Below are 14,332 nucleotides of genomic sequence, written 5' to 3'. Positions count from 1 at the left end.
GGCACCAAACGACAATCGCCGATGTCCTTCGGCTGCGTGGGACGGCACCGTGTGAACCCAAATAGCCGCACGCTGATGCGCGCCACCCCTTGCGGGCGAAAGCGTGGCGAAATAAGGCCCGACTATATGTTTCGCGCCACGCCGCATGAACTGCCACCGGAGGGCTGGTGGACCAGCCCCTGGTATATCGGTGTGCTGGCCCTCATCTGCGTGATTCCGCTCTGGCAACCGCATATCCCGCCGCTGGTCGATCTGCTCGGCCACATGGGGCGCTATTCGGTCGAACTGGCCGATCCGCAATCGCCGCTCCGCACGCGCTATTTCGATTTCAAATGGGCGCTGATGGGCAATCTCGGCGTCGACCTGCTCGTCATCCCCTTGTCGAAGATCTTCGGTCTCGAGCTGGCGGTGAAGCTGATCGTGATGATGGTGCCGCCGCTCACGCTCACGGGCATGATGCTGATCGCCCGCGAAGTGCATGGCCGGCTGCCCGCTACGGCGGTGTTTGCCGCGCCTTTCGCGTATTGCTGGCCCTTCCAGTGGGGCTTCATCAACTATGTGCTGGCGATGGCGCTGGCGCTCAATGCGTTCGCGCTCTGGCTCTATCTTGGCCGCACCGAGCGTATCCGGCTGCGTGCGATCCTGTTCGTTCCGATCGGTGCGCTGATCTGGCTCGCGCATGGCTTCGCCTGGGGCGTGCTCGGGCTGCTCGCCTTTGCCGCGGAGATCGTGCGCGTGCGCGATGCAGGCCAGTCGCACCGCATGTCGATCCTGCTCGGCGCCGTGCACTGCCTGCCCTTGGCTCCGCCTTTGGTGCTGATGGCGATGTGGCGCAGTGGTGCCGTTTCTGGCGCAACCACCGACTGGTTCAACTGGGTAGCCAAATATGTCTATCTGGTATCCTCGCTGCGCAATCACTGGATGGTGTTCGATATCCGGCTCGTCGCCGGGCTGATCGTGATGACGGTGTTCGGATTGTTCGGCCTCGGCTTCCGGATGCGTCGCACGCTGGGCGTGGCGACGTTGGTGCTGATCATCGCTTATGTGCTGATGCCGCGGATCGTGATCGGGTCGGCTTATGCCGATATGCGGCTGGCGCCGTATGTCGTGGCGATCGGGGTGCTGGCGGTCGCGCCGCGCTTCACCAACCGCTATGCATTGCAGGGCGTGGCGTTGCTCGCGCTCGCGATCTTCGGCTTTCGCCTCTATCTGTCGACGGTCCGCTACGAGGCGTTTTCATCGCATCAGGAAGCGCAGCTGCAGGCGGTCGAGCATATCGAAACCGGCTCACGTGTGTTCGTGCTGGTCGATCTGCCCTGCCTGAGCCGCTGGGAATCGCCGCGCATGGAGCATCTCGGCGCGATGGCGATCGTGCGCAAGCAGGCGTTCGTCAACGGGCAGTGGACGATGGCGGGCGCCCAGTTGCTCAGCATCAAATATGCGCCGGCCAAGGGCTATGCCGAGGATCCGACGCAGGTGATGCGGCCGAAACATTGCCGGGCGTGGAATGCGCGCAGCATCGAAAGCTCGATCGCCCTGTTCCCGCGGCAGGCCTTCGACTATCTCTGGCTGATCGATGCGACGCCGGACCATTGGCCGGGCAATGATCCGACCCTGAAGATGGTCTGGAACGGGGGGACGCGCGGCGCGCTCTACCGCGTCGTCGGTTCCGCCACCATGGCCATGGACACTCCGAAGGGAATGGACAAGGTCGTCACCCAGTGACGCTCGGTTCCGAACAGGGCGGCGAGCACGGCATTGACCGGCCGCGACGGCATCTCATCATCCCCGCCTTCGCGGCCGGTGAGCTTGTGCAGCGCGCGCACCGCGACGATCAGCGGGAATAAAAGGCTGTTGAAATGGGTCTGGTGGATCGGCTTCAGCCCGGCGTCGTGGAACACCTTGTTCAGGCTCGCGGGCGTATAGCGGCGCTGGTGATGGTGCGCGACATCGTGCGCGCTCCATAGCCAAGGCATGGCCGGCACGGTGACCAGGATCCGGCCGCCGGGTGCCAGCTTGCTGCGCAATGCGGCGAGCGCGGGTACGTCCTCCGGAATATGTTCGAGCACGTCGAGCAGCACGATCAAATCGTAATAGCCATCCTCCAGCGGTACGCCATGCGGCAGATAGCCACCCTTGATCGCGAGGCCGCTGCGCTGTTCGGCGAGCGCGCGGGCGCCGTCGTCGGGCTCGATAGCATCGACATCGCCATAGCGGCGCAGGAGCGGCAGGTTCGATCCGGTGCCGCAGCCGACCTCGAGGATCTTGAGCGGCGATGGCCGGGGCTGAAAGCGTTCGATCAGCCGGGCGATGATTTTTCGGCGCGCGGTGAACCACCAATGATCGGCATCGATCTCCGCCATCCGGTCATAAACGGCGCGATCCATCAGTGCCCTTCCTCGCAGCCGATCCGCTGCCTTACGATGTAGATCGGGCGATGCTTGGTCTCGACCAGGATGCGGCCGACATATTCGCCCAATATGCCGAGCGACAGCAATTGCACGCCGCCCAGGAACAGGATCGCGACCATCATCGATGGATAGCCTGCGACGTCGACCCCGAACAGCAGCGTGCGCACCATCAGGAACACCGCATAAAAAAGCGCGAACAAGGCGATCAGCCCGCCGAGGTAGCTCCAGACGCGCAAGGGCACGGTCGATGCCGACGTGATCCCATCGATCGCGAGCGTCCACAATTTCCAGTAATTGAACTTGGTGGTGCCGACTTCCCGTTCGGCGCGATCATATTCGACCGCCGTCTGGCGGAAGCCGGACCAGGCGAACAGGCCTTTCATGAAGCGATTGCGCTCGGGCATGCGCTTGATCACCTCGACCACCTTGCGATCGAGCAGGCGGAAGTCACCGGCATGTTCGGGGATCTTGTCCATCGATAGCCAGTTGTGCGCGCGATAATAGAGGTCCGCGGTCAGCCTTTTCGGCAGGCTGTCGGTCATGCGGTTGCGGCGCACGCCATAGACGACCTCATGGCCCTCGCGCCACCGGTCCAGCATCTCGCCGATCACCTCTGGCGGATCCTGCAGATCGACGTCGATCGGGATCACCGTGCGGCCGCGGGCGTTGTCGAGCCCGGCCGAAAGCGCCGCCTCCTTGCCGAAATTGCGCGACAGCGAGAGCCCCTGGATGCGCGGATCGGCTGCGTTGGCGCTCAGGATGGCTGCAAGCGTCGCATCGCTGCTGCCATCATCGATGAAGATGATCTCCCAGGCCGCGGCGCTGCCATCGGCTTCGCGCAGCATGTCGAGAATCGCGGAGACGCGCGCCACGAAGGGAAGGATCGCATCCTCCTCGTCCTTGACGGGCACGATGACCGAAATGAGGGGAGACGGGGACGGGGGAATTTCCATCGTCATGCCCTAGCCGAAAACCCATTGACGGTTCAGCCAGAAAACGAGCAGCGGGGTGACGCCGAGCGCCAGCGGGTAAGGCGACCAGATCGGCAGCGCGAAATGCCGCACCAGCAGCCACACCCAGAAGCTGTTCAGCGCAAAGCTGATCAGCGACACGACCATGAATTTCGCGGTGTTGCGCCAGACATTGTCGCGGCTGCCATGCCCCTTGAAGCTCCATTTGCTGTGGATCAGGTAGCCGCTCGCCGCCGCGCCGAGAAAGCCGATCGTCCAGGCCAGGTTCGGATCGAGGCCGAACAGCTTCACTCCGGCATGATAGATGCCGATATTGACCAGGCTCGCAAAGCCGCCGGTGATCGCATAGCGCACCAGTTGGCCGAACAAAGCGAGACGATCCTGTGTGAAGACTGTAGCGGTGCGCATCGGGGACGCGCTCTTCCATAAAAGCGGCGCGGCCTCAAGCGCTCGAATATCGGCGCGCTTGCTCCGTCGCCGTGATCGGCTATGGCTCCGCGCACAACGCCGACGAGAGGGCCGCGTGGAAGACAGGATCATCGCCTATATCGATCGGCACTGGCGCCGTGTCTTCTGGCTGCTGTTCGCCGGCGCGGCGATCTACATGCTCGCCTATAAGTGGAACGCGATACGCTGGCTGTCGCTCAGCGATACCGACGACAATATCCGCTTCGCGCAGGTTCAGGCGCTGCTGAACGGGCAAAGCTGGTACGATCTGCGGCAATATAAGCTCGATCCGCCGCTGGGTGCGAACATCCATTGGACGCGCATCGTCGATCTGCCGATCGCGGCGATGATCCTGGTCGTGCAGCCGATCGCGGGCAGTTTCGTAGCGCAGCAGGTCGCTTGCGCGGTGGCGCCGATGCTGGCGTTCGGCGCGACGCTGTGGGCATTGATCCTCGCCGTGCGGCGGTTGATCGCGCCGACGGCTTACCCGCTGGCGTTTGCGATGCTGATGTCGGCGCAGGCCGCGCTCTTCATGTGGATGCCGACGCGGATCGATCATCATGGCTGGCAGCTCGCGATGCTGATGCTGGCGGTCGCCGGCCTTGCCGATCCGCAGCAGCGGCGCGGCGGCGTCACCGTCGCGGTGGCGACAGCGATTTCGACGGGCATCGGGCTTGAATTGCTGCCATCTATGGCAATGGCGGGGGCGGCGATCGTGCTGCGCTGGATATGGGATCGCGACGAGGCGCAGCGGCTTGCCACTTATGCGATTGCCTTGGGCGGCAGCACCGCGATCGCATTCGCCGGTTTCGCAAGTTACGACAATCGCCAGATGGTCTGCGATGCGCTGTCGCCGGTCTATCTCGGCCCGATCCTGATCGCCTCGGCCCTGCTCTATGTCGTGGCGATGCTGCGGATCGAAAGTCGCGCCGCGCGACTTCTGCTGGCACTGGCCGCCGCCGGGATCGTGGCGGCCGCATTCGCGGGCTTCTCGCCGCAATGCCTGGGCCGGCCCGAACATATCTCACCCGAGCTCGACAGGCTGTGGTTTCGCAATATTCGCGAGGTCAAGCCGCTTTATACCAAGCCGTGGGCCGATGCGTTGAGCATCGCCGCGCTGCCGGTGGTCGGGGTGATCGGCGCGGCTGTGGCATGCTGGCGGGCACGGGGTACGGCGCTCGGCGCGCCCTGGGCGACGATCACGCTCCTCGCGGCGTTCTCGACCGTGCTGATGCTGTGGCAGAGCCGCTATGGGCCGCAGGCGCAATTGCTCGGCGTGCCGGGCGCGACGATGCTCGCCTGGCTGGCGTTGCGTTTCACGCTCGATCATCCCAACGCGATCATCCGCATGGGCGGTTCGACGCTGGCGTTCCTCGCCTGCTCGGGTCTGCTCGTCGAATATGGCGTGGGGTATCTCCCGAAAACACCGGTGCCGAAGAGCCGCAAGGCGGTGGAGACTGCCAACCGGCGCTGCCCGACGCTCCCGGCACTGCACATGCTCTCGAAAATCCCGCCGGCCACGATGCTGACCCTGGTCGACCTCAGCCCACGCCTGATCGCGATGACCGGTCACCGTGCGATCGCCGGACCCTATCATCGCAACGCTGCCGCGATCCTCGACGTACATCATGCTTTTCGCAGCCTCGATCCCGAAGTCGCGCATGACGTGATGGTTCGACATGCGGCAACGATGCTGTTGTTGTGCCCCGGCATGTCGGAGACGACACTCTATGCCGCGCAGAATCCGAAAGGCTTTTACGAGCAGTTGATCCACGGCCAGGTGCCTGCCTGGCTGCAGCCGGTGGAACTCCCCGCGAACGCGCCTTTCAAGCTGTGGCGGCGGGTCGGATAAGGGTCAGAGCCCAAAGCTCGCCTTGATCCCGTCGATCACGAACTGCGCGGCGAGCGCGGCGAGCAGGACGCCCAGGATGCGGGTGATCATCGCTTCCAGCTTCGGCCCCAGCACGCGCATGATCGGGCCCGCGGCCATCAGGGCAGCCAGCGTCAGCACCAAGACCGATATCAGCGCCATGATCACGATCGCGGTCTGCTCGATCCCGCGGCTGCGCGAGACGAGCAGCATGGTGGTTGCAATCGATCCCGGGCCGGCAATCATCGGGATCGCCATCGGGAAGACCGAAATATCCTCGGCCTCGACCCCGCGATGCTGCTGCGCCGCCTTCTTGCTGATCTCCTCGGCGCGGTCCTCGCGGCGCTGGGTGCGCTTCTCGAACACCATTTCCAGCGCGATCAGGAATACCATGATCCCGCCGGCGATTCGGAACGCGTCGAGGCTGATGCCGAGCGTATCGAGCAATTTCTCGCCGATCAAGGCGAAGACCAGCAGCAGCACCGACGCGATCATCGTCGATCGCAGGGCCATCGCCCGCCGGTGCGCATTCGATGCGCCGCTGGTGAGGCTGGCGAAGATCGGCGCGCAACCCGGCGGATCGATCACCACGAACAAAGTGACGAAGGCCGAGAGGAAGGCCGCGATCATGCGATCAGATCGCTCCCTTGGCGAGCGGCACGCCGGCGCGGCGGTGTGCGGCAACGACCGTATTGCGCAGCAGGACAGCGATCGTCATCGGCCCGACCCCGCCCGGCACGGGCGTGATCGCGCCCGCGACCTCGGCCGCTTCGGCAAAGGCGACATCGCCGACCAGCTTTGTCTTGCCCGGTTCGGCACCCGGCACGCGGTTGATGCCGACGTCGATCACGGTGGCGCCGGGCTTGATCCAGTCGCCCCGGATCATTTCGGGTCGGCCGACCGCCGCCACCACGATATCGGCGCGGCGCACGACATCGCGCAAGTTCTTCGTGCGGCTGTGCGCCACCGTCACCGTGCAATTCTCGGCCAGCAGCAATTGCGCCATCGGCTTGCCGACGATGTTGGAGCGGCCGACGATCACCGCGTCGAGCCCGCTCAGATCGCCAAGCCGATCGCGGAGCAGCATGATGCAGCCGAGCGGCGTGCACGGCACATAGCCATGAAGCCCGGTCGAGAGGCGGCCGACATTGACGACATGGAAGCCGTCGACATCCTTGTCGGGGTCGATCGTCGCGATGATCAGATCTTCGTTCACATGCGCGGGCAAGGGCAGCTGCACGAGAATGCCGTCGACCGCATCGTCGGCGTTGAGTTTCTTCACCAGCGCCACGATCTCGTCCTGCGTCGCAGTGGCGGGCAGCCTATATTCGAAGCTTTCCATGCCCGCCTCGCGGGTCGCCTTGCCCTTGGAACGGACATAGACCTGGCTCGCCGGATCCTCGCCGACGAGCACGACCGCTAGCCCCGGAGCACGCCCGGCCTTGGCGCGAAAATCCGCGACGATCGCGGCCAGCCGGGTGCGCAGTCCTTCAGCGAAGGCCTTGCCGTCGATGATGTCCGCGCTCATTCCCGTTCCCCGTCATAGCTGGCGATGGCGCCGATCAGCTTCGCCGGATCGCCCTTGATCTGCATGCGCTTCATCCGTGAGGTCGCGCCGTTCGTCAGTGTGATGTCGTTCTTCCGCACTGCCAGCGCGCCGGACAGCAAAGTCACCAGCGCGACATTGGCGGCGCCATCGTTCGGCGCGGCCATCAGCCGGACGGCGAGCCATTCACGGCCATCGTCTGCGGTCCTGACACCCTCGATCGCGTTGCGCGACGCGCGTGGCGTGACCCGTACCGACAGCGAAATGCCGTCGCTTTCCAGCGCCCAGCAGGTCAGACGATCACCGCGCGCGCGGCCGCCGGCAAAAGGATGTTGCGTGCGATATAGAGCAGCAGCAGGACCACCATCGGCGACAGATCCAATGCACCGAAATCGGGCATGATCCGACGGATCGGGCGATAGAGCGGCTCGGTGATCCGATCCAGCGCATAGAGGAACTGGCGGACGAAATCATTGTAGGTGTTGATCACGTTGAACGCGACCAGCCACGACATCACCGCCTGGATCACGATGATCCAGGTCAGGACGCCCAGTAACAGATCGATGATCTGGAAAAGAACAATCATCGCAATTCCTTCACGAGAGCCGTTCGGTATCTAGCCGAAATTCGCCGTTGTGGCCAAGCGCCGTGTCAATCTGCGTGGACCAAAGTGCCCGCACCACGTTTCGTGAAGGCCTCGATCAGCATCGCATGCGGCACCTGGCCATCAAGGATGACGGCGGCGTCGACTCCACCCTCGACTGCATGGACGCAGGTTTCGAGCTTCGGGATCATGCCGCCGCTGATCGTGCCATCGGTGCGCAACTCGCCAATCTGGCGCGGTGTCAGATCGCGGATCAGTTCCTTGTTCTTGTTGAGGACGCCGGCAACATCGGTCAGCAGAAACAGGCGCGCCGCGCCCAATGCGATCGCGATCGCGCCGGCCATGGTATCGGCGTTGATATTGTAGGTGTGCCCGTCGGTACCGATGCCGATCGGGGCAATGACGGGAATCATGCCCGCCTTCGAGATCGTGTCGATCACGCGGCGATCGATATCGGCGGGTTCGCCGACAAAGCCCAGATCGACGATGCGTTCGATCGCGCTGCCGGGATCGCGGGTCGTGCGCTGAACCTTTTCCGCCACGACGAGCCGGCCGTCCTTGCCCGAAATGCCGACGGCACGGCCGCCGGCCTGGCTGATCCAGGAGACGATCTCCTTGTTGATCGATCCGCACAGCACCATTTCGGCGATCCGTGCGGTCTCGGCGTCGGTCACGCGCAGCCCGTCGATGAAGCTGCTCTCGACGCCGAGCGTTTTCAACATCTGGCCGATCTGCGGCCCGCCGCCATGGACGACCACGGGATTGATGCCCACGGCCTTGAGCAGCACGACATCCTCGGCGAAGTCGCGCGCCGCCTCGGGATCGCCCATCGCATGGCCGCCATATTTCACGACGAAGATCTCGCCGGCATAACGCTGCATATAGGGCAGCGCCTCGACGAGCGTTTCGGCTTTGGCCAGCAGGCCGGGATCGGGGGCGTTGTTGGTCGACATGGGGGAGCCCTTAGCGAAGCAGGAGCGGCAGCGAAAGGATTCGGTTCACCTTTGGCGTGCTGTTTGATCGCCGCCGTTCAGGCGCGCGCGTCGAGCTTTCGACCGATGGCGACGAAGGCTGTGATCAGGGGTGGCACCAGGATGATTGATAGCACCACCTTGGTCGCCATCTGCCCGGCCATCAGGGCCATGATCGGCCGCTCGCCGTAGAAGGAGATCGAGATGAACAGCACGGTATCGATCACCTGGCTGATGACGCTGGCGATCATGCCGCGGAACCACACCAGCCGACCCCGCCCCTCGCCGGACTTCAGCTTCGAAAAGATCAGCACGTTGAGCGTCTGCGAGGTGCCGTAGGAAATCAGCCCGGCAATCATCATTCGAGCGCCCTGGCCGACGACGATCGGGAAGGCGGCGATCGCGGGCGGATACATGCCGCTGTCAGTCGGCAGCGCCAGGACGAGCTGGATCAAGGCGGCCGAAATGATCAGCGGCAGGAAGCCCCAGCGCACCAGTGCATCGGCGGCGTTCCGGCCATGCAATTCAGTGACGGCGCTTCCCATCACGACCAGCAGCAGAAAGCCGAAGATGCCCGCCTCCACAGCGAGCGGCCCAAGCGCGACCTGCTTCACCCCCAGCACGCCGGATATGCAGACCATGCCGCCATAGAAGAGCGCGAACACGAATAATGAGCGGGGAATGGCGGGGGCAGGAGATGTCGTCATCCTATGGTGCTAGATTATTTTTCCGCGCGGGGGAAATGGAGGATTTGGCGGCGTTGCCAGAAGGTTGCCGTGGGAAGGCGACCATCGTTGCCTGTGCAGGCGCTTTCCGCAACCCGGACGCGAAATCGGGTCACTCTCTGCTTGACCCGAGCCACCGGCCGCGCAAGCTGTGTCCGTCGATCGCCCCACATGGTGATGGCGTTCATTTTCCCCGGGGGCTCTTTCCGCAATGACCAAAATCCTGATCGGCCTGTGTGGGATAGCGTTGATTCTCGCCATCGCGCTGGCGTTGTCTTCCGATCGGCGGGCGATTCGGTTGCGGGTGGTCGGGGCGGCGTTCGCGCTGCAGGCCGGAATAGCCCTGCTTGTGCTGTATGTGCCGGCCGGTCGTGCGGCGATCGAGTGGCTTTCGGGAGGGGTTTCGGCGCTGCTGTCCTACGCGAACAAGGGCACGGCCTTCCTGTTCGGCGCACTGGCCGCTGATAAGCTCGGGCAGAATTTCGCGCTGCAGGCACTGCCGGTAATCATCTTCTTCGCAGCTTTGGTGTCGATCCTGTATTATTTGCGGATCATGCCGGCGGTGATCCGCTGGATTGGCGGCGCGCTCGAATGGATCATCGGCGTATCGAAGGTCGAGGCGCTGTGCGCCGCCGCCAACATCTTTGTCGGGCAGAGCGAATCGCCTCTGGTGATCCGGCCCTACATCCCTTCGCTGACCCCGCCGCAGCTGTTCATGGTGATGACCTCAGGCATGGCCGGCGTCGCGGGGACGATCCTTGCCGCTTATGCATCGATGGGGATCAGCATCGATCATCTGCTGGCGGCCAGCTTCATGGGTGCGCCCGGCGCGATCCTGATGGCGAAGATCATCATGCCCGACGCACGTAACCTGGCGCGGCCGGGCGAATTGCCCTTGGGTGACGATACCGAGGAGCAGGTGCTCGCAGCCGTGGAGGCGCATGAGGTCGACGTGCGGCCGGCGAGCATCATCGAGGCCGCTGCGACCGGCGCGCAGACCGGCGTCAAGCTGGCCGTGGCGGTTGGCGCGATGGTGCTGGCGTTCGTCGCGCTGGTGGCACTCGCCAATGGTCTGCTCGGCGGCATTGGCGGCTGGTTCGGCTATCCCGATTTGAGCTTCCAGCAATTGCTCGGCTATCTGTTCGCGCCGGTGATGTTCCTGCTCAACGTGCCGTGGAACGAGGCGGGCATCGCCGGCGGCATGTTCGGCGAGAAGATCGTGCTCAACGAATTCGTCGCCTATATCCATCTCGGCGCGGTGCAGAAGACCTTGTCGCCGCATACCGTATCGGTGGTGACCTTCGCGTTGTGCGGCTTCGCCAATTTCAGCTCGATCGCGATCCAGATGGCGGTGACCGGTAGCCTCGCGCCGAATCAACGGCCGCTAATTGCGAAGCTGGGGCTGAAAGCGCTGGCAGCGGGCTCGCTCGCCAACCTGATGAGCGCGGCGCTGGCGGGGATATTGCTGCCGGGGTGAATGGAAAGGCGATCTTGCTATCTTACCAAGATGTTTCGAAGGCGTAATATCGATGTGTGTCATGTGGCGACGCCTTCTGCCAGTCGCTTTGGGATTGGGGCTCGTATGGCTCGTAGGGACATATGTCCTTGACGGGTTGGCCGCTCCCGACTGGGCATATTGGGCCTGGGTGATGCTCTACTTGGGTAGTTGGCTTGCTATCGGGAATTCCAAGCGGTTTCGCTCGCTCCGCTAGACTCCGCTCGCAGAGATTCTAATAGCAAAAACCGCTTGCAGTTGACGTAACGTAAACCGCTACGAGGGTGTTCATGGAGAACATTCTCGATATCAGCGATGTCGTCCGACAGACCGGCCTTACAGCGCGGGCGCTGCGCTTCTACGAGGCGCGCGGGCTCGTGCGGCCGCTTCGGACCGGCAGCGGGCGGCGGGTTTACGGTGCGGGCGAGCTCGCGCGGCTCAATGCGATCGTCGCGCTCAAGCGGGCGGGGTTCAGCCTGGCCGCAATCGGCCGGATGCTCGGCGCGCGTCACACCGATCTCGGCCGGCTGGTGGCAGCGCAACTCGCCGAAATCAATGCGCGTGCTGCCGAACTGGCGGAATCGCGCACGCTTCTCCTCTCTGTCCAGTCCCGCATCGATCGTGGCGAGCCGATCGACGTCGCGACCCTGTGCTCGTTGATACGATGTGGAGAATCGGTGATGGAATCCGAAAATTGGAAAGCGGTGACCGACCGCTATTTTACGCCCAAAGAAAAAGCGCATTGGGCGGATCGGGCGGGCGATGTGCCCGCCGATTTCGATCAGGAGGCTTATGGCCACCGGTGGAGCGATCTCTCCGCCCGGGTCGAGGCGGCGCTGCCGCTCGATCCGGCATCGGAGCGGGCGCAGGCGTTTCTCGAGGAGTGGCGGGCGCTGCTGGAGCCGTTCACGAAGGCAGCGACCCCTCAAATGATGCGGGGCGCGGCGAAGCTCTACGACAATATGGGTGAGTGGCAGGCCGAGCAGACGCCACCGTTCGCGATGGCGGTGTGGGACTTTATCAAGGCGGCAGGGGCGGCGAGAGCTGCGGATTGACCTTCCACATTTTCGTCGTTCCAGCGAAGGCTTACCCCTCCAGGCTCGTCTTTTGAACAGGCTTTGGAGGGACCCCAGCCTTCGCTGGGGTGACGAATGAAGGAACGGTTCACATCGTCGGAACCGGCACAGGCCCCGAATAATCGTAAAAGCCGCGTCCGGTCTTGCGGCCCAGCCAGCCGGCCTCGACATATTTGACCAGGATCGGTGCCGGGCGATATTTGGGATCACCGAAATCATTCTGCACGATGCGGCAGATTTCGAGGATGGTATCGAGGCCGATCATGTCGGCCAGGGTCAGCGGGCCCATTGGATGGCCGAGGCCGAGTTTCACGCCCTTGTCGATATCCTCGACCGATCCGATTCCTTCGCCCAAAGCGAAAAAGGCTTCGTTGAGCAGGGGCAGCAGGATGCGGTTGACCAGGAAGCCGGGGCTGTCCTTCGCCAATATGGTCTGCTTGCCCGTCACCTTGCCGAATTGCTGCGCGATCTCGACGGCTGCGTCGCTGGTGGCGAGCCCGCGGATCAGTTCGAGCAAGGGCATCAGGGGCACGGGATTGAAGAAGTGCATCCCGATGAAGCGGCTCGGATCGGGCGTGGTCTGCGCGAGCCGGGTGATCGAGATCGAGGACGTGTTGGTGGCGAGGATCGCATCGGGACGCAGCACTTTGCAGATGTCGGCGAAGATCGCGCGCTTGATGGCCTCGCGCTCGGTCGCTGCTTCGATGATGATGTCGGCGGCGGCCATCGGGGCGAGATCGCCGATCGGCTCGATCAGAGCGGCGGCGGTGTCACGCGCAGTCGCGTCCAGCTTGCCGCGATCGACGGCCTTGTCGAGCATCTTGATGATCCCGTCGCGTCCCTTGGCAGCGACCTCGAGCGACACATCGGACAGGAAAACCTTCATGCCCGATTGGGCCGCGATCTGGGCAATGCCCGCGCCCATCTGCCCCGCGCCCACGATGCCGATCGTCTGCATGACATTCCCCATGATAATAAAGTGACGCCGTGCTGTTATCGGCGGTTCCCGGCGTCCGCAAGCCGCCACTCGGCAGCCACGTCCTCGTCTTTTTCACAGGGGAGCCGCCGCGCGCGTTCGGCAAGCCATTGATCGCGATCGAGTTCGGCCAGCGCCCAGATCGCGGCTCCGCGCACGATCGCTGCGGGATCGTCGAGCAATGCCAGCAATTTCGGTACGATACCGCGCTCCCCGCTGTTGCCGGCGGCGATCGCGACGTTGCGGATCATCCGGTCGCGGCCGATGCGCTTTATCGGCGATCCCGCGAAGGTCGCGCGGAAGCCGGCATCGTCGAGCTCGATAAGGTCACCGAGTTCGGGTGCTGCCAGTTCGGCGCGCGGCGCGAAGGCGCGATTGGCGGCGGCGCTGCGCGCAAAGCGGTTCCACGGGCATACGGCGAGACAATCGTCGCAGCCATAGATGCGATTGCCGATCGCCTTGCGGAATTCGCGCGCGATGGGCCCCTTATGCTCGATCGTGAGATAGGAAATGCAGCGCCGGGCGTCGACCTGATAGGGCGCCGGGAAGGCATCGGTGGGGCAGGCGCGCTGGCAGGCGTCACACGTCCCGCAACGATCGGGATGCGGGGCGTCGGCTGGCAGATCGAGCGAGGTCATGATTGCGCCCAAAAACAGCCAGCTGCCATGATCGCGCGATACCAGATTGCTGTGCTTGCCCTGCCAGCCGATGCCGGCCGCGGCGCTCAGCGGCTTCTCCATCACCGGCGCCGTATCGACGAACACTTTAAGGTCGCCGCCGGCCGCATCGACGATCCAGCGGGCGAGCGCCTTCAGCGCCTTCTTCACCACGTCATGGTAGTCGCTGCCCTGCGCATAAACCGAGATCCGGCCGATCCGGGGGGCGGCCTCCAGCCGCATCGGATCCTCGCGCGGCGCATAGTTCATGCCAAGCATGATCAATGATCGCGCATCCGGCCAAAGTGTCGTTGGCCGCGCGCGCTGGTCGCGCCGGTCCGCCATCCAGCCCATCTCGCCATGAGCGCCCGTGTCGATCCATTCGCGAAGACGGTCGGCGCTTTCCGGCGCAGCATCGGCCGCGGCAAAGCCGCAGGAGGCAAAGCCAATCGCGAGCGCCTGCGCGCGGATTGCGTCGCGGAGCTGCGATTTGGCGTCTGCATCGGTCATCGGCTGACCATGAAAGCCCGTCCGTTTTGGTGCAAGTCTATGTAACTTTATTGATGGCTGCCGCGTATAGTGTG

General features: G+C 63.9%; 15 protein-coding genes. 4 read left to right on the top strand and 11 right to left on the bottom strand.

Annotation, left to right across the window (positions count from 1 at the left end):
• Nucleotides 1–126: 126 nt before the first annotated feature.
• Nucleotides 127–1,725 (top strand): hypothetical protein, encoded by a 1,599-nt coding sequence (locus BLS13_RS02930; RefSeq protein WP_256325682.1) that lies wholly within the window; start codon nt 127–129, stop codon nt 1,723–1,725.
• On the opposite strand, the gene BLS13_RS02925 is transcribed toward BLS13_RS02930, so the two are convergent.
• Genes BLS13_RS02925 through BLS13_RS02915 form a run of 3 tightly spaced genes read right to left on the bottom strand, consistent with a single transcriptional unit; the run spans nt 1,653 to nt 3,790 of the window.
• Nucleotides 1,653–2,387, bottom strand: a complete 735-nt coding sequence (locus tag BLS13_RS02925) for a class I SAM-dependent methyltransferase (protein ID WP_093449681.1) — start codon at nt 2,385–2,387, stop codon at nt 1,653–1,655. The genes BLS13_RS02930 and BLS13_RS02925 overlap by 73 nt on opposite strands.
• Nucleotides 2,387–3,370, bottom strand: a complete 984-nt coding sequence (locus tag BLS13_RS02920; RefSeq protein ID WP_305367248.1) for a glycosyltransferase family 2 protein — start codon at nt 3,368–3,370, stop codon at nt 2,387–2,389. Before BLS13_RS02920 ends, BLS13_RS02925 begins: the two co-directional genes overlap by 1 nt.
• Before the next feature lie 3 nt (nt 3,371–3,373).
• Entirely contained in the window at nt 3,374–3,790 is a 417-nt protein-coding gene (locus BLS13_RS02915) for a GtrA family protein (protein WP_093449678.1), read from the bottom strand.
• Nucleotides 3,791–3,905: 115 nt separating this feature from the next.
• On the opposite strand from BLS13_RS02915, the gene BLS13_RS02910 reads away from it, so the two are divergent.
• Nucleotides 3,906–5,681, top strand: coding sequence for an AcrB/AcrD/AcrF family protein (locus tag BLS13_RS02910; RefSeq protein ID WP_176943403.1), 1,776 nt, complete (start codon nt 3,906–3,908; stop codon nt 5,679–5,681).
• A gap of 3 nt (nt 5,682–5,684) precedes the next feature.
• Here BLS13_RS02910 and BLS13_RS02905 read toward each other — a convergent pair whose 3' ends face one another.
• The 6 genes from BLS13_RS02905 to BLS13_RS02880 all read right to left on the bottom strand — a co-directional run bounded on the left by BLS13_RS02905 (nt 5,685) and on the right by BLS13_RS02880 (nt 9,527).
• Nucleotides 5,685–6,329, bottom strand: coding sequence for a MarC family protein (locus BLS13_RS02905; RefSeq protein ID WP_093449675.1), 645 nt, complete (start codon nt 6,327–6,329; stop codon nt 5,685–5,687).
• 4 nt (nt 6,330–6,333) lie between these two features.
• A complete protein-coding gene (gene folD, locus BLS13_RS02900; RefSeq protein WP_093449673.1) occupies nt 6,334–7,227 on the bottom strand; it encodes a bifunctional methylenetetrahydrofolate dehydrogenase/methenyltetrahydrofolate cyclohydrolase FolD in 894 nt (297 codons plus the stop codon).
• Nucleotides 7,224–7,505: a DUF167 family protein gene (locus BLS13_RS02895; protein WP_256325702.1), complete on the bottom strand. Its 282-nt coding sequence runs from the start codon at nt 7,503–7,505 to the stop codon at nt 7,224–7,226. The genes folD and BLS13_RS02895 overlap by 4 nt, the downstream gene beginning before the upstream one ends.
• Before the next feature lie 32 nt (nt 7,506–7,537).
• A complete protein-coding gene (locus BLS13_RS02890) occupies nt 7,538–7,831 on the bottom strand; it encodes a YggT family protein (RefSeq protein ID WP_093449670.1) in 294 nt (97 codons plus the stop codon).
• Between the two features lie 65 nt (nt 7,832–7,896).
• Nucleotides 7,897–8,802 carry an acetylglutamate kinase gene (gene argB, locus BLS13_RS02885; protein WP_093449668.1) on the bottom strand — a complete coding sequence of 302 codons (906 nt, stop codon included), beginning with the start codon at nt 8,800–8,802 and terminating at the stop codon, nt 7,897–7,899.
• Nucleotides 8,803–8,879: 77 nt separating this feature from the next.
• Nucleotides 8,880–9,527, bottom strand: coding sequence for a queuosine precursor transporter (locus BLS13_RS02880; protein ID WP_093449667.1), 648 nt, complete (start codon nt 9,525–9,527; stop codon nt 8,880–8,882).
• Between the two features lie 229 nt (nt 9,528–9,756).
• Between BLS13_RS02880 and BLS13_RS02875 the strand changes: the two genes are divergently transcribed.
• Both BLS13_RS02875 and BLS13_RS02870 read left to right on the top strand, forming a co-directional pair.
• Entirely contained in the window at nt 9,757–11,022 is a 1,266-nt protein-coding gene (locus BLS13_RS02875; RefSeq protein WP_093449665.1) for a NupC/NupG family nucleoside CNT transporter, read from the top strand.
• A gap of 308 nt (nt 11,023–11,330) precedes the next feature.
• Nucleotides 11,331–12,095 carry a MerR family transcriptional regulator gene (locus tag BLS13_RS02870; RefSeq protein ID WP_093449663.1) on the top strand — a complete coding sequence of 255 codons (765 nt, stop codon included), beginning with the start codon at nt 11,331–11,333 and terminating at the stop codon, nt 12,093–12,095.
• Between the two features lie 109 nt (nt 12,096–12,204).
• On the opposite strand, the gene BLS13_RS02865 is transcribed toward BLS13_RS02870, so the two are convergent.
• A complete protein-coding gene (locus BLS13_RS02865; protein WP_093450128.1) occupies nt 12,205–13,074 on the bottom strand; it encodes a 3-hydroxyacyl-CoA dehydrogenase NAD-binding domain-containing protein in 870 nt (289 codons plus the stop codon).
• Between the two features lie 35 nt (nt 13,075–13,109).
• Nucleotides 13,110–14,258: a tRNA epoxyqueuosine(34) reductase QueG gene (gene queG, locus BLS13_RS02860; protein ID WP_093449662.1), complete on the bottom strand. Its 1,149-nt coding sequence runs from the start codon at nt 14,256–14,258 to the stop codon at nt 13,110–13,112.
• Nucleotides 14,259–14,332 lie beyond the last annotated feature (74 nt).

The organism is Sphingomonas sp. YR710, assembly GCF_900101455.1.
Lineage (GTDB): Bacteria > Pseudomonadota > Alphaproteobacteria > Sphingomonadales > Sphingomonadaceae > Rhizorhabdus.
Note: the sequence above shows the minus strand (reverse complement) of the source record. Positions and strands in the feature narration are given on the sequence as shown.

Coding starts and splice junctions, on each gene's coding strand:
- BLS13_RS02930 (WP_256325682.1), top strand. CDS start 127: ATGTTTCGCGCCACGCCGCATGAACTGCCACCGGAGGGCTGGTGGACC.
- BLS13_RS02925 (WP_093449681.1), bottom strand. CDS start 2,387: ATGGATCGCGCCGTTTATGACCGGATGGCGGAGATCGATGCCGATCAT.
- BLS13_RS02920 (WP_305367248.1), bottom strand. CDS start 3,370: ATGACGATGGAAATTCCCCCGTCCCCGTCTCCCCTCATTTCGGTCATC.
- BLS13_RS02915 (WP_093449678.1), bottom strand. CDS start 3,790: ATGCGCACCGCTACAGTCTTCACACAGGATCGTCTCGCTTTGTTCGGC.
- BLS13_RS02905 (WP_093449675.1), bottom strand. CDS start 6,329: ATGATCGCGGCCTTCCTCTCGGCCTTCGTCACTTTGTTCGTGGTGATC.
- folD (WP_093449673.1), bottom strand. CDS start 7,227: ATGAGCGCGGACATCATCGACGGCAAGGCCTTCGCTGAAGGACTGCGC.
- BLS13_RS02890 (WP_093449670.1), bottom strand. CDS start 7,831: ATGATTGTTCTTTTCCAGATCATCGATCTGTTACTGGGCGTCCTGACC.
- argB (WP_093449668.1), bottom strand. CDS start 8,802: ATGTCGACCAACAACGCCCCCGATCCCGGCCTGCTGGCCAAAGCCGAA.
- BLS13_RS02880 (WP_093449667.1), bottom strand. CDS start 9,527: ATGACGACATCTCCTGCCCCCGCCATTCCCCGCTCATTATTCGTGTTC.
- BLS13_RS02875 (WP_093449665.1), top strand. CDS start 9,757: ATGACCAAAATCCTGATCGGCCTGTGTGGGATAGCGTTGATTCTCGCC.
- BLS13_RS02870 (WP_093449663.1), top strand. CDS start 11,331: ATGGAGAACATTCTCGATATCAGCGATGTCGTCCGACAGACCGGCCTT.
- BLS13_RS02865 (WP_093450128.1), bottom strand. CDS start 13,074: ATGCAGACGATCGGCATCGTGGGCGCGGGGCAGATGGGCGCGGGCATT.
- queG (WP_093449662.1), bottom strand. CDS start 14,258: ATGACCGATGCAGACGCCAAATCGCAGCTCCGCGACGCAATCCGCGCG.